At 73.8% G+C, this 21,100-nt stretch carries 17 protein-coding genes; 8 read left to right on the forward strand and 9 right to left on the reverse strand.

From position 1 onward, the window contains the following. The 5 genes from ACWCXC_RS26730 to ACWCXC_RS26750 are packed head-to-tail and all read left to right on the forward strand — an operon-like array spanning position 1 to position 6,226. Entirely contained in the window at positions 1 to 606 is a 606-nt protein-coding gene (locus ACWCXC_RS26730; protein WP_450890749.1) for a DUF624 domain-containing protein, read from the forward strand. Then, the gene (locus ACWCXC_RS26735) at positions 603 to 1,676 is read left to right on the forward strand and encodes a DUF1565 domain-containing protein (RefSeq protein ID WP_450890750.1); all 1,074 of its coding nucleotides are present in this window, start codon (positions 603 to 605) and stop codon (positions 1,674 to 1,676) included. The genes ACWCXC_RS26730 and ACWCXC_RS26735 overlap by 4 nt, the downstream gene beginning before the upstream one ends. After that, positions 1,673 to 2,821, forward strand: coding sequence for an SGNH/GDSL hydrolase family protein (locus tag ACWCXC_RS26740; protein ID WP_450890751.1), 1,149 nt, complete (start codon positions 1,673 to 1,675; stop codon positions 2,819 to 2,821). The genes ACWCXC_RS26735 and ACWCXC_RS26740 overlap by 4 nt, the downstream gene beginning before the upstream one ends. An 11-nt stretch (positions 2,822 to 2,832) precedes the next feature. Next, positions 2,833 to 5,247: a polysaccharide lyase 8 family protein gene (locus ACWCXC_RS26745; protein ID WP_450890752.1), complete on the forward strand. Its 2,415-nt coding sequence runs from the start codon at positions 2,833 to 2,835 to the stop codon at positions 5,245 to 5,247. Positions 5,248 to 5,251: 4 nt separating this feature from the next. After that, positions 5,252 to 6,226: an acetylxylan esterase gene (locus tag ACWCXC_RS26750; protein WP_450679891.1), complete on the forward strand. Its 975-nt coding sequence runs from the start codon at positions 5,252 to 5,254 to the stop codon at positions 6,224 to 6,226. Positions 6,227 to 6,240: 14 nt separating this feature from the next. Here the strand turns inward: ACWCXC_RS26750 and ACWCXC_RS26755 are convergent, their stop codons facing one another. Genes ACWCXC_RS26755 through ACWCXC_RS26765 form a run of 3 tightly spaced genes read right to left on the reverse strand, consistent with a single transcriptional unit; the run spans position 6,241 to position 10,984 of the window. Continuing rightward, entirely contained in the window at positions 6,241 to 7,785 is a 1,545-nt protein-coding gene (locus ACWCXC_RS26755; protein WP_450890753.1) for a phytoene desaturase family protein, read from the reverse strand. A 56-nt stretch (positions 7,786 to 7,841) separates the two neighbouring features. Next, complete coding sequence (locus tag ACWCXC_RS26760) at positions 7,842 to 10,067, reverse strand: tetratricopeptide repeat protein (RefSeq protein ID WP_450890754.1); 2,226 nt, start codon at positions 10,065 to 10,067, stop codon at positions 7,842 to 7,844. Positions 10,068 to 10,084: 17 nt separating this feature from the next. Then, positions 10,085 to 10,984 (reverse strand): oxygenase MpaB family protein, encoded by a 900-nt coding sequence (locus ACWCXC_RS26765; protein WP_450890755.1) that lies wholly within the window; start codon positions 10,982 to 10,984, stop codon positions 10,085 to 10,087. A 294-nt stretch (positions 10,985 to 11,278) separates the two neighbouring features. Here ACWCXC_RS26765 and ACWCXC_RS26770 point away from each other — a divergent pair, with 294 nt between their 5' ends. Beyond that, on the forward strand, positions 11,279 to 11,608 hold the full coding sequence (locus ACWCXC_RS26770) for a hypothetical protein (RefSeq protein WP_450679887.1): 330 nt from the start codon (positions 11,279 to 11,281) through the stop codon (positions 11,606 to 11,608). Between the two features lie 51 nt (positions 11,609 to 11,659). Here the strand turns inward: ACWCXC_RS26770 and ACWCXC_RS26775 are convergent, their stop codons facing one another. From ACWCXC_RS26775 to ACWCXC_RS26785, 3 genes are all read right to left on the reverse strand, one after another. Then, positions 11,660 to 12,838: an acyl-CoA dehydrogenase family protein gene (locus ACWCXC_RS26775; RefSeq protein WP_450890756.1), complete on the reverse strand. Its 1,179-nt coding sequence runs from the start codon at positions 12,836 to 12,838 to the stop codon at positions 11,660 to 11,662. A gap of 108 nt (positions 12,839 to 12,946) precedes the next feature. Beyond that, positions 12,947 to 14,104, reverse strand: a complete 1,158-nt coding sequence (locus ACWCXC_RS26780; RefSeq protein WP_450679885.1) for a methyltransferase — start codon at positions 14,102 to 14,104, stop codon at positions 12,947 to 12,949. Positions 14,105 to 14,217: 113 nt separating this feature from the next. Next, entirely contained in the window at positions 14,218 to 14,400 is a 183-nt protein-coding gene (locus ACWCXC_RS26785; RefSeq protein ID WP_450679884.1) for a hypothetical protein, read from the reverse strand. A gap of 240 nt (positions 14,401 to 14,640) precedes the next feature. Between ACWCXC_RS26785 and ACWCXC_RS26790 the strand changes: the two genes are divergently transcribed. Beyond that, complete coding sequence (locus ACWCXC_RS26790) at positions 14,641 to 15,465, forward strand: endonuclease I family protein (protein WP_450679883.1); 825 nt, start codon at positions 14,641 to 14,643, stop codon at positions 15,463 to 15,465. A gap of 24 nt (positions 15,466 to 15,489) precedes the next feature. On the opposite strand, the gene glsA is transcribed toward ACWCXC_RS26790, so the two are convergent. Then, the gene (gene glsA, locus ACWCXC_RS26795) at positions 15,490 to 16,821 is read right to left on the reverse strand and encodes a glutaminase A (RefSeq protein ID WP_450890757.1); all 1,332 of its coding nucleotides are present in this window, start codon (positions 16,819 to 16,821) and stop codon (positions 15,490 to 15,492) included. Positions 16,822 to 16,834: 13 nt separating this feature from the next. Beyond that, positions 16,835 to 17,401, reverse strand: a complete 567-nt coding sequence (locus tag ACWCXC_RS26800) for a hypothetical protein (protein ID WP_450679881.1) — start codon at positions 17,399 to 17,401, stop codon at positions 16,835 to 16,837. 126 nt (positions 17,402 to 17,527) lie between these two features. Here ACWCXC_RS26800 and ACWCXC_RS26805 point away from each other — a divergent pair, with 126 nt between their 5' ends. After that, positions 17,528 to 18,643, forward strand: a complete 1,116-nt coding sequence (locus ACWCXC_RS26805) for a baeRF3 domain-containing protein (protein ID WP_450679880.1) — start codon at positions 17,528 to 17,530, stop codon at positions 18,641 to 18,643. Positions 18,644 to 18,715: 72 nt separating this feature from the next. On the opposite strand, the gene ACWCXC_RS26810 is transcribed toward ACWCXC_RS26805, so the two are convergent. Then, the gene (locus ACWCXC_RS26810; protein WP_450679879.1) at positions 18,716 to 21,094 is read right to left on the reverse strand and encodes a phosphoketolase family protein; all 2,379 of its coding nucleotides are present in this window, start codon (positions 21,092 to 21,094) and stop codon (positions 18,716 to 18,718) included. Positions 21,095 to 21,100: the final 6 nt, after the last annotated feature.

A 21,100-nucleotide genomic window follows, 5' to 3' on the forward strand; every position in this document is an offset into this window, starting at 1 on the left:
ATGGCGGCATCCCTCACCTCCGGACGGCCGGCGCTGATGCTGCGGCGGCTGGAGTTCGTGGCCTACCCCGTGGCGGCCGGGGCCGCGTTCACGGTGCTGGCGCTGGGCATCGTGACCTGGCTGCCCGCGCTCGCCGCGATGGCGTACGGGCTCCAGAAGTGGCGGGCCGAGGGGGACAGCCGCTGTTTCGTCCGCACCCTGCGGGCCTTCCCCCGCTACTGGCGCGCGCTGTGGCGGCACGGGCTCGCGTCGACGGCGGCCGGTGTCGTCCTGGCCGCCAACACCGTCCATCTGCTGGGCCGTCCGGAGCCGTGGACCTTTCCGCTGCTCGCCGCCCAGGCCGGCATCGCGGCCGTTCTGATCATTCATCACGTGGCGCTGGCGGCCGAGGCCGGCCGGGCGCCGGAGGGCACGGTCCGCGACTGGACCCGGGGCGCGCTGGCCCTCGGCTTCGGCTCGGCGGCCCGGGGCACCGCGCTGCTGGGCGCGGTGGTCTCGGCCGTGCTCCTCTCCCTCGTCGTCCCGCTCGGCCCGCTGCTGCTGGGCCCGAGCGTTCCCGTACTGCTCGCTCTGTCCTTCGCCGATCCCAGGAGGCACACCCCATGAGCCACGCCCTGCGCACCGTCCTCGTCGCCGCGCTCGCCGCCGGCGCCCCGCTCGCCTTCCCCCCGCCCGCCTCGGCCGCCGCCACCGCGTACTACGTGGCGCCGGGCGGCAGCGACACCAACTCCGGTACGTCGGCGGGCTCGCCGCTCGCCTCGATCCAGAAGGCGCTCGAACTGGCGCCGACGGGCGCGGTGGTGAACCTCGCGGCGGGTACGTACCGGCAGGACGTGGTGACCGTACGCGAAGGCGTCACGATCACCGGTCCGGCGAACGCGGTGGTGAAGGGGGCGGGCGACGCACGGATCATTCAGGTGCGGCACGACGCCACGACACTGAGCGGTTTCACCGTGGACGGGCTGCACGGCTCGTCCACCGAGGTGTCCGGGTACCGCCTCAAGCTCATATATGTCATGAGCACGACTCCCGGGAACGGGGTGAACGCCCTGCGGATCACTGGGATGACGCTCAAGAACGCCGCCGACGAATGCCTGCGGGTGCGCTATCTGGTGACCGGCGCCGACATCTCGGACAACACCATCACCGACTGCGGGGTCGCCGACTTCCGGTTCGGCGGCGGCGGCAAGAACGGCGAGGGCATCTACCTCGGCACCGCCCCCGAGCAGCAGGGCGCGAACGGCGCCCCGGACGCCGCCCCCGACATCAGCAGGAACAACCGCATCCACCACAACACCATCGCCACCCGGGGCAACGAGTGCGTGGACATCAAGGAGAACGCGACGCACAACTACGTCGAGTACAACGACTGCGGCCAGCAGAAGGACCCCAGCTCCGGCGGTCTGGACGCACGCGGCAGCGGCAACATCTTCCGGTACAACACGGTCCACGACAACGCCGGGGCGGGCATCCGGCTCGGCGGGGACACCGAGACCGACGGCATCGACACCAGCGTCTACGGCAACACCATCACCGGGAACGCCGGCGGCGGCATCAAGGTCATGCGCACCCCGCAGGGCCCGGTCTGCACCAACACGATGAGCGGCAACACCGGCGGCGACGCGGTGGGCACCTACGGCAGCGCCTACGACCCGACGGGTGCGTGCCCCCAGTGACCGGGCGCGGACCCGCGAGACGCGGGGTCCTGACGGCGGCGGCGGGTCTGGTCGGGTCGGCGGCCATGGCCCCGGCCGCCCGCGCCGCCGACGCGCCGGGCAGAACCGCGCGTTCGCGCTGGGCGACGTCGTGGGCGACCGCCCAGACCGCGCCGACCCCCGCCGACCCCGTGGCGAGTGCGGGACTGACCGACGGCGTGTTCACCGCCCGGGTCCGGCTCTCGGCCGGCGGCCGGGTCCGGCTGCGCTACGGGCACGCCTTCGGGGCCGTCCCCGTGCTGATCGGCCCGGTCACCGCCGCCGGCCGGCCCGTCACCTTCGGCGGGCGGCGGCAGGCCCTGATCGCCGCGGGCGCCTCGCTGACCAGCGACGCCGTCGCGGGCCTGGAGGCCGCCGAGGGCTCCCTGCTCACCGTGCGCACCGAACTCCCGGGCCCCACCGGCCCGCTGTCCTTCCACCGCAACACCCATGCCTCGCACGAGGTCGACGGCGTCCGCACCACCTCGGTGTTCCTGCTGACGGGCGTGGAGGTGACCGGTGCGCACGGACCGGTGATCGCGGTGCTCGGCGACTCCATCGCGGAGGGGGTGGGCACACCGGACGACGCCGATCTGCGCTGGCCGGACCAGCTCGCCCGGCGGCTGCCCGGGGCGGCCGTCGCGAACCTCGGGATCAGCGGCAACCGGGTCCTGCTGGACGACGCCCGGTTCGGACCCGGCGGACAGGCCCGCTTCGACCGCGACGTCCTCGCCCTGCCCGGCGTGCGGACCGTCCTGATCCACCTCGGGGTCAACGACCTCCAGCAGCCGCCGGGCCAGACCGATCCGGAGCCGGTCCTGGCCGGCTACCGGCAGCTCGTCCTGCGCGCCCGGGGCGCCGGGCTGCGCGCGGTCGGCGCGACCATCGCCCCGTTCGGGGGCTGGACCCGCTGGACCCCCGAGCTGGAGACCGTACGCCTGCGGATCAACGCGGCCGTACGGACCGGCCGGGTCTTCGACGCGGTCGCCGACTTCGACGCCGCGCTGCGCGACCCGGACCGCCCCGAGCGCCTGCTGCCCGCGTACGACAGCGGGGACGGGCTGCACCCCGCTCCATCCGGCCACGCGGCGCTCGCCGCGGCCGTCGACCGCCGACACCTTCTGTGAGGGGCAGCGCCATGAACCCGGACACCACCAGGGGCACCACCCGCCGCACCGTGCTCGCCGGAGCGGCGGCACTCGGCGCGGCGGCGGCCCTGCCGCTCACCGGGGCGGCGGGCGGCGCGCACGCCGCGGAGCCGGCCGCCGACGCCGCCGCGCTGCGCGTGCGCTGGCACACCCTGCTGACCGGCGGCCCCGGTCTCGACCTCGCGGACCCGAGGATCGCCTCGGCCGTGGCCCGCACCGGCCGGGCGGCCACGACGGCCGTGAAGGGCCTCGACCCGTCCCGGACCGACGGGCTCTTCCCCGATCTGACCAGCACCGTGCTCTCCAACCACGTCACCACCTCGTTCAAGCGCCTGGCGACGGCGGCGACGGCCTGGGCCGTGCCCGGCACCCCGCAGTACGGCGACGAGGCGCTGCGCGATCTGCTGCTGGCGGGGCTCGACTGGATGCTCGACCACCGCTACGGGCCCGCCCACACCCGGTTCGACAACGACTGGGACTGGGAGATCGGCTCCGCGCTCGCGCTCAACGACGCGGCCGTGCTGCTCCACGACACACTGGGCGACGAGCGGCTCGCCCGGATCAACACGGCCGTGCGGAGCTACACCCCCGACCCCAACCTCTGGCGCGCCGACCGGCAGATCGCCACCGGCGCCAACCGGGTGTGGATCTCCACGGTCGTCGCGGTGAACGCGGTGCTGCGCGGCAGCGGCGAGGATCTCGCCCGGGTCCGTGACGCTCTTTCGGACGTCGAGGGTTCCGGCGCCAACAGCGTCTTCGCCTTCACCGACGCGAGTCCGGCGGTCCAGGGCACCGGCGAGGGATTCTCCTCCGACGGGTCCTTCCTCCAGCACGACAAGCACCCCTACAACGGCGGCTACGGCAAGGAGCTGCTGAACACCCTGTCCCGGCTGCTGAACCTGCTCGCCGGTACGGCGTGGACGGTCACCGATCCCGATCTGGACAACGTCCGGCTCTGGGTCGACGAGGGCTTCGACCCGCTGCTGGCGCGCGGCGACGTGATGGCGTCGGTCTGCGGACGCGAGATCGCCCGGCCGAGCAAACAGGGGCACGCCTCGGCGCAGACCGTGATCGAGGCGGTGATCCGGCTGATCCCCGGATTCCCCGGGGAGACGGCCGAGCGGTTCACCGCCCTGGTCAAGCAGTGGATCACCGAGGACACCTACCGCGACTTCCTCGGCGTGACCGATCTCGCCTCGCTCGTCGCGGCCCAGCGGCTCCTCGCCTCCCCGGTGCCCGCGCGCGGCCCGCTGGTCGCGCACAAGCAGCACCCGGGGATGGACAAGGCGGCCCACCACCGGCCCGCGTTCGCGATGGGCATCTCGGCGTACTCCTCGCGGATCTACGGCTACGAGTCCATCCAGAACGAGAACCTGCACGGCTGGCACCTCTCCGACGGCATGGTGCTCCTGTACACCGACGACCTCGGCCACTACAGCGAGGACTACTGGCCCACCGTCGACCCCACGAGGCTGCCCGGCACCACGGTCCTGGCCGGCCGCCCCGCCGACGCCGCCGGACAGCGCACCACCAGTACCGCCGACTGGGCGGGCGGCACCGCGCTGCCGGGCACGACGCTCGGCGCGTACGGAATGGAGCTGCGGGCCTTCGGCAGCTCGCTGCACGGGTTCAAGAGCTGGTTCTGCCTGGACGACGTGATCGCCTGCGTCGGGTCCGGGATCACCTCCGGCGAGGGCCGGGCGGAGACGGTGGTGGAGAACCGCAAGCTGCGCGATCCGGCCGCGGCGCTGACCGTCGACGGTCTCCCGGCCCCGGCCGGCACCGGCTGGTCGGGGCGGATGGACGGGATCCGCTGGCTGCATCTGGAGGGCACGGGCGGCTATGTCTTCCCCGAACCCGCCACCGTGCACGGGCTGCGCGAGCAGCGGACCGCGACCTGGCGCGAGATCAACCTGAAGTACGGCACGGACACCCCCGTCACCCGCCCGTATCTGACGCTGTGGCAGGACCACGGCACCGTGCCCGGGGCGGCCCGGTACTTCTGGCTCCAGGCCCCGATGGCGTCCGCCGCGCTGACCCGGCGCTGGTCGGCCGCGCCTCCGGTGGTGCTGGAGGCCGGTTCCACGGCGGTGCACGCGGTGCGCCGCCGCGCGGACGGGCTGCTCGCCGCGAACTTCTGGACGGCCGGGGCCGTACGGGAGCTGGCCTCGGACGGACCGGCCTCGGTGCTGGTCCGGCCGGCCGGGGGGACCGTCCACCTTGCGCTGTCCGACCCCACCCAGCTGCGGCCGGCGGTCGTGCTGGACCTGGCCCGGCGCGGGCTGCGCGTGGTGCGCGCCGATCCGGGCATCGCGGTGGCCCCCACCGCCACGGGCACCCGGATCACCGCCGACACCGCCGGACGCCGCGGAGCGACCATCACCCTCACCCTGAAGTGGAGCTAGAGCCTTGCTGTTCGACATGCCCCTGGACCGGCTGACCGCCTACCGGCCGGAACCCGAGGAGCCCGCCGACTTCGACGCGTTCTGGAGCAAAACCCTGGCGGAGACGGACCGGCACGCGCTGGACGCCTCGTTCGTCCCGTACGCGACCGGCCTCACGACCGTCGACGTGCTCGACGTGACCTTCCGGGGCTGGGGAGGCCAGCCGGTCAAGGGGTGGCTGATGCTCCCCCGGGAGCGCACGGAACCGCTGCCCGCGGTCGTGCAGTACATCGGCTACAACGGCGGGCGCGGCATCCCGTACTCCTGGCTCACCTGGAGCGCGCTGGGCTACGCCCATCTGGTGATGGACAACCGGGGCCAGGGCGGCGGCGGCAAGAACACCGCCGACACCCCGGACATCGCCCCCGAGGGCCACGGCTCCTCCTCCCCCGGCTTCCTCACCCGGGGCATCGAGGACCCGTACCGGCACTACTACCGTCGGCTGATCACCGACGCGGTCCGGGCGGTGGACGCCGCGAAGGCCCACGAGGCGGTGGACGCCTCCCGGGTCGCGGTGCTCGGCGGGAGCCAGGGCGGCGGGCTGGCGCTGGCGGTGGCCGGGCTGCGCGACGACGTCGCCGCGGCGGTCGTCGACGTGCCGTTCCTCTGCCACTACCGGCGCGCCTCGCAGATCACCGACGCCGGGCCGTACGCGGAGATCGCGCGCTGGCTGTCCGGCCACCGCTTCCGGATCGACGAGGCGATGGAGACGCTGTCGTACGTCGACGGCGTCAACTTCGCGGCGCGGGCGACCGCCCCGGCCTGGTTCTCGGTGGGGCTGATGGACCGGATCTGCCCCTCGTCCACGGTGTACGCCGCCTACCACCGCTATGCCGGACCGGCGCGGATCGAGGTGTTCCCGTACAACGGGCACGAGGGCGGCGCGGAGTACGACCTGCCGCGCAAGATCGCCGCGCTGCGCGGGGTGTTCGGCCGGTAGCGGGACCGGCGGGGTCACCGGCCCAGCGCCGCCATCGCGGCGTTGTGGCCGGGGATCCCGCTGACTCCGCCGCCGCGCACCGCGCCCGCGCCGCAGAGCAGGACGTTGGCGTGCGCGGTCTCCACGCCCCAGCGGCCGGTGCCGGGCCCGGCGTACGGGAAGGCCAGGTCCCGGTGGAAGATGTGGCCGCCGGGCAGCCGCAGTTCGCGTTCGAGGTCCAGCGGGGTCTTCGCCTCGACGCAGGGCGCGCCGTCCGCGTCCAGGGCCAGGCAGTCGGCGATCGGCTCGTCGAGATGGGCGTCGAGTTCGGCGAGGGTGGCGGCGAGCAGGGTGGCGCGGGTCCCCTCGTTGTCGGCGGCGAAGAGCCGGGCCGGGGTGTGCAGGCCGAAGAGGGTCAGCGTGTGGTGGCCGCGTGCGGCGAGGTCCGGGCCGAGGATCGAGGGGTCCGTCAGCGAGTGGCAGTAGATCTCGGAGGGCGGGGAGGAGGGGAGCCGGCCCTCCGTCGCCTCGCGGTGGGCGGTGGCCAGCTGCCCGTAGCCCTCCGCGATGTGGAACGTCCCGGCGAACGCCTCGCGCGGGTCGACGTCGCGGTCCTTCAGCCGGGGCAGCCGGGTGAGCAGCATGTTCACCTTCAGCTGGGCGCCCTCGGGCGGGGGCGGCGGTTCCTCCCCGAGGAGGGCGGCGAGCGCCTGCGGTGAGGCGTTGACCAGGACGCGGCGCGCGCCGACGGTGAACTCGGCGCCGTCGGTGCGCACGGTCACCTCGGCGTGGGTCCCGTCGGTGGCCAGCCGGAGGGCCTCGTGTCCGGTGCGCAGGTGGGCCCCGGCCGCCAGCGCGGTGGCGGCGAGCGCGTCGGTGAGCGCGCCCATGCCGCCGACGGGCACGTCCCAGTCGCCGGTCCCGCCGCCGATCACGTGGTAGAGGAAGCAGCGGTTCTGGACGAGCGAGGGGTCGTGGGCGTCGGCGAAGGTGCCGATCAGCGCGTCGGTGAGGACGACCCCGCGCACCAGGTCGTCGGAGAAGTGCTCCTCGACGGCGGCGCCGATGGGTTCCTCGAAGAGCATCCGCCAGGCGTCCTCGTCACCGATCCGCTCGCGCAGGGCCTCGCGGGTGGGCAGGGGTTCGGTGAGTGTCGGGAAGACCCGGGCGGCCACGTGGGCGGTGCGCGCGTGGAACCGCTGCCATGCCGTGTACTCCCGGTCCGATCCGGTGAGGGCGGCGAAGGAGTCGCGGGTGCGGCCGGCGCCGACGAGCAGCCCGGTGGACCGTCCTTCGCGGACGACCGGGGTGTACGAGGAGACGGTGCGCCGGCGGACGGAGACGTCCAGGCCGAGTTCGCGGACGATCTTCGCGGGCAGCAGGGAGACCAGGTAGGAGTAGCGCGAGAGCCGGGCGTCGAGCCCGGCGAAGGGGCGGGTGGAGACGGCCGCGCCGCCGGTGGTGGCGAGCCGTTCGAGGACGAGGACGGACTGTCCGGCGCGGGCCAGATAGGCCGCGGCGACCAGGCCGTTGTGGCCGCCGCCGACGATCACCGTGTCATAGCTGTCCCGTACGGTCATGCCCCTTGGTAGCACGGGCGCGCGCCCCGGACCAGGGCGCCGGCGCGTGGCGGCGGTCAGCCGGCGGGGATGCCGCGACGCCGGCGGAGGGCCGCCACCTGGCGGTAGAGCTCGACGGCCTCGGGGCCCCGGCCCAGCCGTTCCAGGCAGTGCGCCTCGTCGTTGCGGCCGGCGAGGGTGTCGGGGTGGTCGGCGCCCAGGATTCTGGTACGGGCCTCGGCGACCTGGCGGTAGGCGACGAGCGCGTCCGCCCAGCGGCCCAGCCAGCCGAGGCCGACGGCGACCTCGCGGCGGCTGACCAGGGTGTCGGGGTGGTCGGCGCCCAGGACGCGTTCGCGGGCAGCGCAGACCTCGCGCGCCTCCGCCAGGGCCTCCTCCCAGCGGGCCAGCCGGCCGAGGTTGACGCCCAGTCCGTGGCGGGCGCGCAGCGTCTCCGGGTCGTCGGGGCCGCCGAGCCGGGTGCGGTCCTCGACGAGTCCCCGGTAGAGCTCCAGCGCCTCGGCGCTGCGGCCGAGGCGGCCGAGGCTGATGCCGACCTCGTAGCGGGCGGCGAGGGTGTCGGGGTGGTCGGCGCCCAGGGTCTGGGTCCGGTCCCTGACCACCTCGCGGTAGATCTGCAGCGCCTCCGTCCAGCGCTCCAGCCGGCCCAGCGTGTAGCCGACCTCGTAGCGGGTGACGAGGGTGTCGGGGTGGGTGGCGCCGAGCAGCCGGGCGCGCGCCGCGGCCACCTCGGCGGCCATCCGGTACGACTCCTCCAGCCGGCCGAGCCTGCTGAGGTTGAACGCCAGATTGTGGCGGCAGCGCAGGGTGTCGGGGTGGTCGGGACCCATCGAGCGCTCCCGCGAGGCCAGGACGGCGGCGTACAGCTGGTGGGCCTCGAAGTGCCGGCCGAGCTGGCCCAGGACGTACGCCATCTCCTGACGGGCCGCCAGGGTCTCGGGGTGGTCGGGGCCGAAGCGGCGTTCGCGGCCCCGGGCGACATGGCCGAACTCGCGCAGGGCCTCGGCGGCGCGGCCGGTGCGGCTGAGGGTGAAGCCGACCTCGTAGCGGCTGGAGAGGGTGTCGGGGTGGTCGGCGCCCAGCGCGTTCGCGCGTTCGGCGGCGACCGCGCGGTGGACCTCTCCGGCCTCCTCCCAGTGGCCGAGCCGGCCGAGGTTGAGGCCGGCGCTGTGGCGGTTGGCGAGGGTGGAGAGGAGGTCGGGCGCCGGGGTGGGCCGCTCGGTGCCGGCCGGGCGCACCGCTCCGGTGCCGAGGGTCCAGGCACCGGTCAGTCCGGCGGAGTGGTCGATCCGCTCCGGCGGCACGGTCGAGGTGCCGGTCGCCTTGTGGCCGGTGGTCATGCCCCGGGTCCAGGCGGGCAGCCGGGGATCGGCGACGGGGACGGGCGGGGCGAGCATCACCCGTCCGGTGGTGTCCGGACGGGGGTGTCCTCCGGTGCGCCCGACGGCGATGCGGCGGCGCAGGTCGCGGGCGTCGGCGGGGCGTTGCTCGGGGGTCTTGGCGAGGAGTTCCAGGACCACCCGGTCGAAGAAGCCGGGCAGGTCGGAGCGGTGGGAGCGCAGCGGCTCGGGAGCGGTGTCGCGGTGCCCGACCAGCACGCCCCAGGCGTCGTCGAGGTCGAAGGGCGGCGCCCCGGTGGCGATCTCGTAGAGGACGCAGCCCAGGGAGTACAGATCGCTGCGGTGGTCGACCTGGCCGCCGCTGATCTGCTCCGGCGACATGTAGTGCGGGGTGCCCATGGCGATGCCCGCGCCGGTGAGGCGGGAGGTGACGGAGATGTCGTGGCCGAGCCGGGCGATGCCGAAGTCGCAGATCTTCACGGTGCCGTCGGTGAGCCGCATGATGTTGGCGGGCTTGAGGTCGCGGTGGACGATGCCCTGCTGGTGGGTGTAGCCGAGGGCGTCGGCGACCTGCTCGGCGATGTCCACGACGTCGTCCACGGGCAGCGGGTGCTGTTCGTTGTCCTCCAGGAGCTGGCTGAGGTTGCGGCCTTCGAGCAGTTCCATGACGAGGTAGAGCACGCCTTCGTACTCGCCGAAGTCGTGGACGACGGTGACGCCCCGGTGCTGGAGGGCGGCCGCGACGCGGGCCTCGCGGCGGAAGCGCTCGCGCAGGATGCGGGTGAAGTCCTGGTCGTGCTGCGGGCCCATGGGCTTCAGGCATTTGACGGCGACCTGGCGGCCCAGCGACTCGTCGCGGGCGCGCCACACCTCGCCCATACCGCCGCGCCCGATCAGATCGAGCAGTCGGTACCGGCTCTGGATCAGCCTGGTCTCCGCCATCCCCGCAGTCGCCCCCGTCACTCCGCCCGCTGTCCCTGCGCCCTCCCCGGCCCGTCCAGTATGGCCGCCTGCCTTTTCCGTGTGTACGGGGTGGGGCGGCTGCCGGGTCCGAGCCGCGCCATCGCGTTCACGATATGTCCGGGCGGCAGTCTCCAGCGCAGCCGGGCGGGGACGGCGCGGAGCACGGTCCCGGTGGCGCGCAGCCGGCGGTCGACGACGGCGGGGCGCGGCGCCGGACGGCCGTACAGCTCGTGCGCGAACGGCGGCAGCGACTGGTAGGCGAGGCCGGCGACGCACCGCCAGAGCACGGCGCGCGCCGGGACGAGCAGCGGTGGCACGGGCGGCCGGCTCAGGAAGGCGTCGACCTCGGCGGCCTCCGGCGATCCGGCCAGCTCCGGCCGTACGCGGGCGAAGTACGCCTCCAGTTGGGCGACGCTCGCCGGGACGTCGGCCGGGTCGAGTCCGACGAGGCGGGCGCTGTGGCGGTGCTCGTCGACGTACCGGTCGGCCTGGGCGTCGGTGAGCAGGAAGCCGGAGCGGCGTTCGACGCGGAGGTAGGAGTCGACCTCGGCGCAGTGCACCCACAGCAGCAGGTCGGGTTCGTCGACCCCGTAGGTCTCCCCGGTCGCCGGATCGGTGGCCTTGAGCAGGCGGTGGATCCTGCGGACCCGGGCGCCGGCCTTCTCGGCGGCCTCGGCGGTGCCGTAGGTGACGGTCCCGACAAAGCCGGCCGTCCGCATCAGCCGCCCCCAGGCGTCCTTGCGGAAGTCGGAGTTCTGCATCACGCCGCGCACGGCGCGGGGGTGGAGTGCCTGGAGGTACAGGGCGCGCACGCCCGCGACCCACATCATCGGGTCACCGTGCATCTGCCAGGTGACCGATGAGGGGCCGAAGAGGCCGGGGTCGGCGTCGGTCATGTACTCGTCCCTCCCGCCGAGCAGCGTACCGGCGCACCCGCCTCGTCCCTAAAGGTTCGCTCGTCCGTGCGATCCGCGCGCCCCGACAATTGGTCTGTACCAAATCGGCCGAACCCCTTGCCGGAAACGCCGCCCCTGGGCAGGATTCGACTCGCGATCAAGCAGGACATCACTCGACTTCTCCTGTCTTGTCGCACTTCGGTGTGCGCGCCGCCCCCGGCACCCCAGGGGTCGCCCACGCCTCGTACATGCGCCTCCCGCTCTCACGCATCGTCAACGGACGAAGGAGTTCCCATGTTCACGAAGCCCTCCACGCACCGGCGCCGCGTCGCCGGCCTCGCCGCCTTCGCGGCGGCCGTCGCGGGCACGACGCTCGCCCTGGCCCCCGCCGCCCAGGCGGCCCCCGGCACCTGCACCGTCTCGTCCACGAGCGGCGCGGTCTCCAGCCTCTGCACCAGCGGCACCGGTCTCCACCGCGTCCACGCCGTGCTGAACCCCCTCGACCCCAGACTCCCCCAGCGCATCGTCCTCGGTAACTGGGCCGCGGTCGGCCAGACCTCCACCGCCGCCAACCCGTGGGGTCCGTCCTACGTCGCCAACGTCTGGGTCGACCGCGTCGACTAGACACACCGGGAGCGGCGCGCCGGCGGGCTCCCCTTCCGCCGGCGCGCCGGCTCAGCGCCGCACCCGGGGCATCCCCAGTCCGATCCAGGAGATGATCTCCCGCTGGATCTCGTTGTTGCCGCCGCCGAAGGTGAAGATGACGGCGGACCGGTAGCCGCGTTCGAGTTCGCCGTGCAGGACGGCACCGGCGGAGCCCTCCTTGAGCGGGCCGGCCGCGGCGACGACCTCCATGAGCCAGGCGTAGGCGTCGCGGCGGGCCTCGGAGCCGTAGACCTTGACGGCGGAGGCGTCCTGGGGGGTGAGGGTGTGGTTCTCGACGGCGGAGACCATCTGCCAGTTGAGCAGCTTCATGGCGTCGAGCCGGGTGTGGGTGAGGGCCAGACGGGCCCGGACCCAGCCGAGGTCGATCACGCGGCGCCCGTCGGCGAGGCGGGTTTCGGCGGCCCAGCGGCGGACGTTGTGGAGGGCCCGGATGGCCATGGTGCCGTGGGCGGCCAGGGTGACGCGTTCGTGGTTGAGCTGATTGGTGATCAGCCGCCAGCCCTGGTTCTCCTCGCCGACGCGGTGGGAGACGGGGACGCGGACGTTCTCGTAGTAGCTCGCGGTGGTGTCGTGCGAGGCGAGGGTGTTGATCAGGGTGCAGGAGTAGCCGGGGTCGGCGGTCGGCACGAGGAGCATGGTGATGCCCTTGTGCGGGGGCGCGTCCGGGTCGGTGCGGGCGGCGAGCCAGACCCAGTCGGCGGTGTCGCCGTTGGTCGTCCAGATCTTCTGCCCGTTGACGACGTACGTGTCCCCCTCGCGCACCGCCCGCGTCTTGAGGGCGGCGAGGTCGGTCCCGGCGTCGGGCTCGCTGTAGCCGATCGCGAAGTCGATCTCGCCGGAGAGGATTCCCGGCAGGAACCGGGCCTTCTGCTCCTCGGTGCCGAACCGCATGAGGGTCGGACCCACGGTGTTGAGCGCCATCAGGGGCAGGGGGACGCCCGCCTGGGCCGCCTCGTCGAAGAAGATGAACTGCTCCATCGCGGACAGCCCCCGTCCGCCGTACTCGGTGGGCCAGCCGACACCGAGCCAGCCGTCGGCGCCGAGCCGGCGGATCGCCTCGCGGTAGAAGCGCTTCTGCGCGGCCGGGTCGGCGTAGCGCGCGTAGGCGTTGTCGGGGACCAGGGCGGCGAAGTACGTGTGCAGTTCGGCGCGCAGCCGCTGCTGTTCCGGCGTGTATTCGAGGTGCACGGCCCCTCCAGGAGTCTCGCGTCGCGTCGACCGTCTGCGGCGGCGCACACAGTAGAACGTGTTGCAAGAATCCGGAAGGGGCGGGGCCCGGGGGTCCGCCCCGGGCGGTCAGCGCTTGACGGCGCGCAGGACGACGAACTTCGGGTCGCCGGCCACCGTCGTGCAGTTGCCGAAGATCCGGCGCAGCCGGGTGTGGTAGCCGAGGTGGCGGTTGCCCACCACCCACAGTTCCCCGCCGGGGCGCAGCGCGGTGCGCGCCCCCTGGAACATCGCGCGGGCCGTCGCGTCGGTGGTGGCCTGATGGGAGTGGAAGGGCGGGTTGTTCAGCACCAGGTCCGCGCTGCCGGGCTCGGCGTCGGCCAGCCCGTCGCCGACGACGAAGCGGGCGCGTGCGTCGGAGCCGGTGTTGGCGCGGAAGGTCGCCTCGGCGGAGGCGACGGCCCCGTAGGACTCGTCGACGAAGGTGACCTCGGCCTCGGGGTTGGCCAGCGCGGCGGCGAGGCCGAGGACCCCGTTGCCGCAGCCGAGGTCCACGACGCGGTCGGGGCCGGTGCGGTCCGGGAGGTGCTTGAGGAAGAAGCGGGTGCCGATGTCGAGCCGGTCGGCGCAGAAGATCCCGGCGTGGTTGACGACGGTGCGTCCGGCGACGGTCCCGGCGTCCTCGGGCAGCGTGTAGCGGTACGGCCAGGGGCTGGGCCCGGGGTCGGCCGCGGGGTCCGGGGTGCAGTGGATCAGCCGCGCCTTGCCCACGGCGAGCGAGGTCCGGGTGGGGCCGATGATCCGCTCGAACAGGGCGAGGGTGGAGGTGTGGATCTCCTTCACCATGCCGGTGCCGACGACGACGGTCCCGGCGTGGACGGCCGGGGCCAGCCGGTGCAGCTCGTCCTCCAGGAGCGCGAGGCTCTTGGGCACCCGGACCAGCAGCACGTCGACGCGGGCCGGCGGGACGTCGCGCACGGACAGCCGGCGCACGGTGGCGGGGTCGATCCCGTTGCGCTCCAGGTTCGCGGTCGTGGCCCGCCGGGCCAGGTAGGAGTCGCCGATCTGTACGGGGCGGTGCGCCGCCAGCGCCGTGGCGAGCGCGCCCCAGCGGTCACCGACGATCACCACGCTGCCGGACAGGTCGACGGGACCGCCCTCGCCCTCTCCCTCCAGATGGCGCAGGAGATAGGCGTCGGCGGCGTCCCAGGCCCGGAACGGGTCGCGCGGGTTCTCGGGGAATCGGGCGAGGTCGTATCCGCCCGTTGACGTCGTCAAACGGTTCATAGCGCGTTCAGGCTAGCCGAGCGCGGGGCCCCGCCCGTACACCGCGGCCCGCGGACCCGGCGTCCCCGTGACCGGCTGCGGTCACGGGGACGCGGCCTGCTGCCGTACGCGGTCTACGGCAGCAGCTTGTCCATGGCCGCGCGGCCCTCCTCGGCGAGCCGCTGTTCCGCCCAGGCCAGGTTGCCGGGTGTCAGATCGCGCCCGGACGCGAGCACCAGGTCCTCGGCCGTCGGGTGGTCACTGCCCCCGGTGTGCAGCAGGCCGTCCGGGGTCACGGATTCGGGATCGTCACTCATGCCGCCCTCCTCGTCCTTGCGCCAATTCTCGCTCGGCGCCGACGGGCTCGCATCCGAGGGAGCGGGGACCGGGACCAGGCCCTCACTTGACCTGCACATGATAGGTACGCAGCGTTCACACCTCGGTCACGGTGCGTGTGGAAGGCTCCGGCTGACCACCCAGCTACGCGACCACCGCGGAGCCGTCCCCCACCCTGTGACGGCGCCGCGGTGCCCGTATTTCCGGAGAGGACACCCCACATGTCCCGTCGTCACCTTTCGCCCCGGCGCCCGCTGCTGACCGCCCTCGCGGCCTTCGCGGTGCTCGCCGGGACCGCGGCCGCCGCCCCGGCCGCGACACCGCCGTCCGCGCCGGCCGCGGCCACCCCGCTCTCCGCCCTGGACGACACCTATTACCAGGACGCCCTCGGCAAGACCGGCACCGCCCTCAAGAGCGCCCTGCACACGATCGTCCGCGACCAGTCCACGGTCAGCTACAGCCAGGTCTGGGACGCGCTGAAGAACACCGACGAGGACCCGGCCAACCCGTCGAACGTGATCCTGCTGTACACCGGGCGCTCCCAGTCCAAGAACGACAACGGCGGAAACGTCGGCCAGTGGAACCGGGAGCACGTCTGGGCCAAGTCCCACGGCGACTTCGGCACCGCCACCGGCCCCGGCACCGATCTGCACCACCTGCGCCCGGCGGACGTCGTCGTCAACTCCAAGCGCGGCAACAAGGACTTCGACAACGGCGGCAGCGAGCTGAGCGACGCGCCCGGCAACTACACGGACGGCGACTCGTTCGAGCCGCGCGACGCGGTCAAGGGCGACGTGGCCCGGATGATCCTCTACATGGCCGTCCGCTACGACGGCGACGACGCCTTCGCCGACCTGGAACCGAACGAGCTCGTGAACAACGGCTCCGCGCCGAACATCGGGCGGCTCTCCGTACTGAAGACCTGGAGCCAGGAGGACCCGCCCGACTCCTTCGAGAAGCGCCGCAACGACGTGATATTCGAGGACTACCAGCACAACCGGAACCCGTTCATCGACCACCCGGAGTGGGTGGAAGCCATCTGGTGAACCCGGCAGGGCGGGGCGCCGGGTTCAGCCGGTGCCCCGCCCCAGGCACCAGTCCACCGCCTCCTCGCGGGTGGCGAAGGTGCGCGGGTCGCCGTCCTCGTGGCCGGGGCGGCTCAGCAGGCCGCCCGGATCGGCCGCCGCTGCCCGCCGGCCGTCGGCGGTGAGCCGGGCCAGCCCGTCGCGCAGCATGGCACGGGCCACCCCGCCGACCCCGGTCACCCGCACCAGGTCCAGCACCGCGCCGCTCCGGCCCGGCTCGGCCTCGTCCAGGGCGTGGAGCACGCGTTCGGCGGCGGTGAAGTCGAGGGCGCCTTGGGCGGCGACGACCGCCACGTCCTCGTTGGCGGCGCGCTCCCGCCCGGCCGGGGCGGTCGGCAGATCGTCCGCGGTGGTGACCAGGGTGACGGTGGAAGCGGCGAGGGCGGGGTTGCGCATCAGGTGCAGACCGAGCCGCCGGGAGAGTTCCGCGAGGGCGAGGCGGCCGCGCACGGAAGTCCCCGTCGCGTCCAGGAGCGGACTGTACGTCGCGACGCCGAACCGGGCTGGGCCCGCGGCGATCAGCCCGCCCGAGACCCCGCTCTTGGCCGGCAGGCCGACGCGCAGCAGCCACGCGCCCGAGGAGTCGTACATCCCGCAGGTCGCCATGACGGCGAGGACCTGGGCGGCGACCGTCTCGGTCACCACCTGTTCGCCCGTCAGCGGATTGACCCCGCCGTGCGCGAGGGTGGCCGCCATCACCGCCAGGTCCAGCGCGGTGACGCGCACCGCGCACTGGCGGAAGTACGTCTCCACGGCCGCGACCGGGTCCACGGGCAGGGGCCCGGTGCTCCGGATGAGGTAGGCGAGGGCGCGGTTGCGGTCGCCGGTGAAGGACTCGGAGGCGTACACCTGCTCGTCGACGTCGAGGCGCCGGCCGGCGAAGCGGCTCAGGCAGTCCAGGATGCGGGTGAAGCGGGGGGCCTCGGGGGTGTGGGGGATCAGCGCGGTGGTGACGATCGCACCCGCGTTGACCATGGCGTTGGCCGGGCGGCCGGTGGTGCGTCCGAGGCTGATCGCGTTGAACGCCTCGCCGCTGGGTTCGGCGTCGACCCACCGGGAGACCTCGTCGAGGCCGAGCAGGGACAGCGCCAGGGCGTAGACGAACGGCTTGGACACGGACTGGGCCGTGAACGGCACGCCGGCGTCGCCGACGCTGTAGCGGTGGCCGTCCATGCTGACCAGGGCGATGCCGAAGGCGTCCGGATCGGCGAGGGCCAGTTGCGGGATGTAGTCCGCGAGTGCGCCCTCGCCGGCTTCCGCGTACCCGGCGTGCAGGTCGTTCAGCGCGTCCGTGACCGCGTCGGTGGCGGGGCTCACCGTCGCCGGGCCGTCAGCCGCGCTCGGCCTGGGCGATCCGGGGGAACGACTTCACTCCGGCGGCCTTGCGGCTGTTGGCGTGCCGGCTGACGGTGGTCGCCGGCCGGACGTCGTCGAAGCCGAGGACCACGGAGTCGAGGACCGTGCCGGAGGCGTCCACGAACTCCACGCGCACGGCGAAGAAGGCGGCCTTGTCGCCGGAGTTGGTGACCCGGACGAGCGCGCTGCGGAACTGCTCCGAGGGGGCGACGGGCAGTCCCTTGACGGAGACGTCGTCGACGGCGTCGCCCTTGCCCGTGACTCCCTTGAGCAGGGTCACCGCCCGCTGCCGTTCGCGCTCCGCGTCGGCGGAGACGGAGGCCGCGAAGTCCTGCTGGGTGCGCGGGCTCTCACTGGCCGAGGGGGACTCGGCGGGCGCCGCCGAGACCGTGCGGGTGCTGCGGGCCGTGCCCGCCGACGAGGTGTCGGAGTCGCCGCACGCGGCGGCGGTGGCGCCGAGCGCGAGCGCGAGCACGGCGGTGGTCAGGGTGCGGGCCGCGCGGCGGCCGGGGGCGCGTCGGACGGGACTGGTCTGGTGCACGGACGCTCCGTCTGCTCGTGAGGGCGGATGACCAACTCGCCCATACTAGGATCAAAAGGTATGAATTGACCCGTCGAATCACCCGTCCCGCACGGCAGTGCGCGCAAGTCCCCCGGGAGGGAACTGATGGATACGGACGCCCTGACCGCCGGTCTGCTGCGAGAGCTCCGCGCGGCCAAGACCTATCCGGCGCTGTCCCTGACCATGCCGACCCACCGCAAGGCCCCGGACAACGCGCAGGACGCCGTACGGCTGCGCAACCTGGTCTCCGAGGCCGCCGCCCGGCTGGACGCCGACCCCGCCGTCGGCCGCGAGGCGGGCGCCGCGGTCCGCGCCCAGCTGGACCGGGCGGTCGCCGAGATCGACCCCCGGCGGGCGCTGGACTCGCTGGTGCTGCTCGCCACGGCGGACGAGTACCAGATCTGGCAGTTGCCCCGCACCGCACCAGAACGGGTGGTGCTCAGCGACACCTATCTGACCCGCAACCTGGTCGCCGCGAAGGCCCAGGCACAGCCCTTCTGGGTGCTCACGGTCGCCGCCGACCACGCCGCGCTGTTCAGCGGGACCGCGGACTCCGCGCACGAGGAGCACCTCGGCGGCTTCCCGCTGACGGCTCCGCGGGAGGAGCCCAACCCGCAGCGCGAGGAGCGCATCGGGGACACCCCGAGCACCTTCAGCGACGAGGAGACCCGGCAGTTCCTGCGCGGGGTGGACGAGGCGCTGCGCGGGGTGCTGGCCACCGACCCGCGCCCGCTCTACCTGGTGGGCCTGGCCCCCGCCCTCGCGCTCTTCGACGAGGTGGGCGAGACGGGCGCGACGGCGGCCGGCCGTGTCACCAAGGGCGCCCCCGCCGACACCACCCCGAGCGGTCTGCTCACCGAACTGCGCCCCGCGCTGGAGGCCCGCCGCGAGCGGTTCGCCGCCGAGATCGACGGCCGGCTGGACGAGGCGCGCGGCCGGCGTGCCTTCGCCGGCGGCCTGGACGAGGTGTGGGCGGCGGTCCGCGAGGGGCGCGCCGGCCTGGTCGCGGTGGAGGAGAACTACCAGCAGACCGTCCGGGTGGACGAGGAGCACCTGGTGCCGGTCAACGCCGACGCGGTCGACCCCGCCGACCACCGCTACCGCGAGGACGTCGTCGACGAACTGGTGGAGGCGGCGCTGGACAGCGGCGCCGACGTGGTCTTCGTCGCCGACGACGCGCTCAAGGAGCACGGCCGGATCGCCGCGGCGCTGCGCTACTGAACCGCGTCCGCCGCACGGCGGGGCGAGGAGCCCGGACGGATTCCTCCGTCCGGGCCCCTCGCCGTGCGCCGGTCAGCCCTGCCAGGTCCAGTCGGCCACCTCGGGAAGGTCGGTGCCGTGGACGCGGATCCAGTCATGGTGGCGGGCGCGGGTGTCCGCCATTGCCTGACGCACCGCCACGGCCCGGACACCGAGCCCGGGAACGCGGTCGATCACGTCCATGACGAGCCGGTAGCGGTCGAGGTCGTTGCGGACGACCATGTCGAAGGGCGTGGTGGTGGTGCCCTCCTCCTTGTAGCCGCGTACGTGCAGGTGGGGGTGGCCGGCCCGGCGGTAGGCCAGCCGGTGGATCAGCCAGGGATAGCCGTGGTAGGCGAAGATGACCGGCTTGTCCCGGGTGAACAGGGCGTCGTACTCGGAGTCCGGCATGCCGTGCGGATGCTCCCCGTGCGGCATCAGCCGGGCCATGTCGACGACGTTGACCACCCGTACCGCCAGTTCGGGCAGATGGCGGCGGAGCAGGCCGGCCGCGGCCAGGGTCTCCAGGGTCGGGACGTCGCCGGCGCAGGCGAGGACGACATCGGGTTCGCGCCCGCCGTCCTCGGTCCCCGCCCATTCCCACACCCCGGCGCCGCGGGCGCAGTGGGCGCGGGCCTGGTCCAGGGTGAGCCAGTCGAAGCTCGGCTGCTTGCCCGCCACGATCACGTTGACGTAGTCCCGGCTGCGCAGCGCGTGGTCGGCCGCCGCGAGCAGAGTGTTCGCGTCCGGCGGCAGATAGACGCGCACGACCTCGGGGCTCTTGTTGAGGATGTGGTCGACGAAACCGGGGTCCTGGTGCGAGAAGCCGTTGTGGTCCTGGCGCCAGACGTGCGAGGTGAGCAGGTAGTTGAGGGAGGCGATGGGGCGGCGCCAGGGCAGCCGGCGGGAGGTGCGCAGCCATTTGATGTGCTGGTTGACCATCGAGTCGACGATGTGCGCGAACGCCTCGTAGCAGGAGAAGAGGCCGTGCCGGCCGGTGAGGAGATAGCCCTCCAGCCAGCCCTGGCACAGGTGCTCGGAGAGGACCTCCATGACCCGGCCGTCGCGGGCCAGGTGCTCGTCGGTCGGCAGGGTGGCGGCCTCCCATGCCTTGCCGCTCGCGGCGTAGACCGCGTCCAGCCGGTTGGACGCGGTCTCGTCGGGGCCGACGATCCGGAAGTCGCGGCGCTCCGCCGTGGCCGCCATGACGGCCTCCAGCAGCCCGCCCAGAACCCGGGTCGGTTCGTGCAGGGCCTTCCCCGGAGCGGTCACCTCGACGGCGTGCCGCTCCAGCGGGGGCACCGGCAGATCGCGCAGGAGCAGCCCGCCGTTGGCGTACGGGGTCGAGCCCAGCCGGGCCGCGCCCTCGGGGACGCAGGCGAGCACCTGCGGGGTGGGGCGCCCGTCGGCGTCGAAGAGCTCCCCGGGCCGGTAGGAGCGCATCCACCGCTCCAACTGCCGCAGATGCTCGGGGTTGTCCCGGACCCCGGGCAGCGGGACCTGGTGGGCGCGCCAGGTGCCCTCGACCGGGAGGCCGTCGACCTGACCGGGACCGGTCCAGCCCTTCGGGGTGCGCAGGACGATCATCGGCCACCGAGGGCGGTCGGTGGCGCCGCCGTCGCGGGCGGCCCGCTGGATCTCCCGGATGCGCTCGTACGCGGTGTCCATCGCGCCGGCCATGGCCCGGTGCACGGTGAGCGGGTCGTCGCCCTCGACGTACAGCGGGTCGTGGCCGTAGCCGCGCAGCAGCGCGTCCAGTTCGGGTTCGGGGATGCGGGCGAGCACCGTGGGGTTGGCGATCTTGTAGCCGTTGAGGTGGAGGACCGGCAGGACCGCCCCGTCGTGGACGGGGTCGAGGAACTTGTTGGCGTGCCAGGAGGTGGCCAGCGGCCCGGTCTCCGCCTCGCCGTCGCCGATGACACAGGTGACCAGCAGGTCGGGGTGGTCGAGCGCTGCGCCGTAGGCGTGGGCGAGGGCGTAGCCCAGTTCGCCGCCCTCGTGGATGGAGCCGGGGGTCTCCGGGGCGACATGGCTCGGGACGCCGCCGGGGAAGGAGAACTGGGTGAAGAGCCGGCCCATTCCGGCCGCGTCCCTGGTGACGTCGGGGTACGTCTCCGAGTAGCTGCCCTCCAGCCAGGAGTTGGCGAGGACGGCGGGGCCGCCGTGTCCGGGACCCCAGACGCACAGGGCGTCGGCGGAGCGAGTGCGGACGAGGCGGTTGAGGTGGGTGTAGACCAGGTTGAGGCCGGGTGAGGTGCCCCAGTGGCCCAGCAGCCGGGGTTTGATGTCCGTGGGGACCAGCGGCCGGGTCAGCAGCGGGTTGTCCATCAGGTAGATCTGCCCGACGGCGAGGTAGTTGGCCGCCCGCCAGTGGGCGTCGAGCGCGGCCGCCTCCTCGTCGGACAGGGGGGTGGGCGGCGGGGCGTCGCTCATGGTCAC

Source organism: Streptomyces sp. NPDC001515 (genome assembly GCF_053597115.1).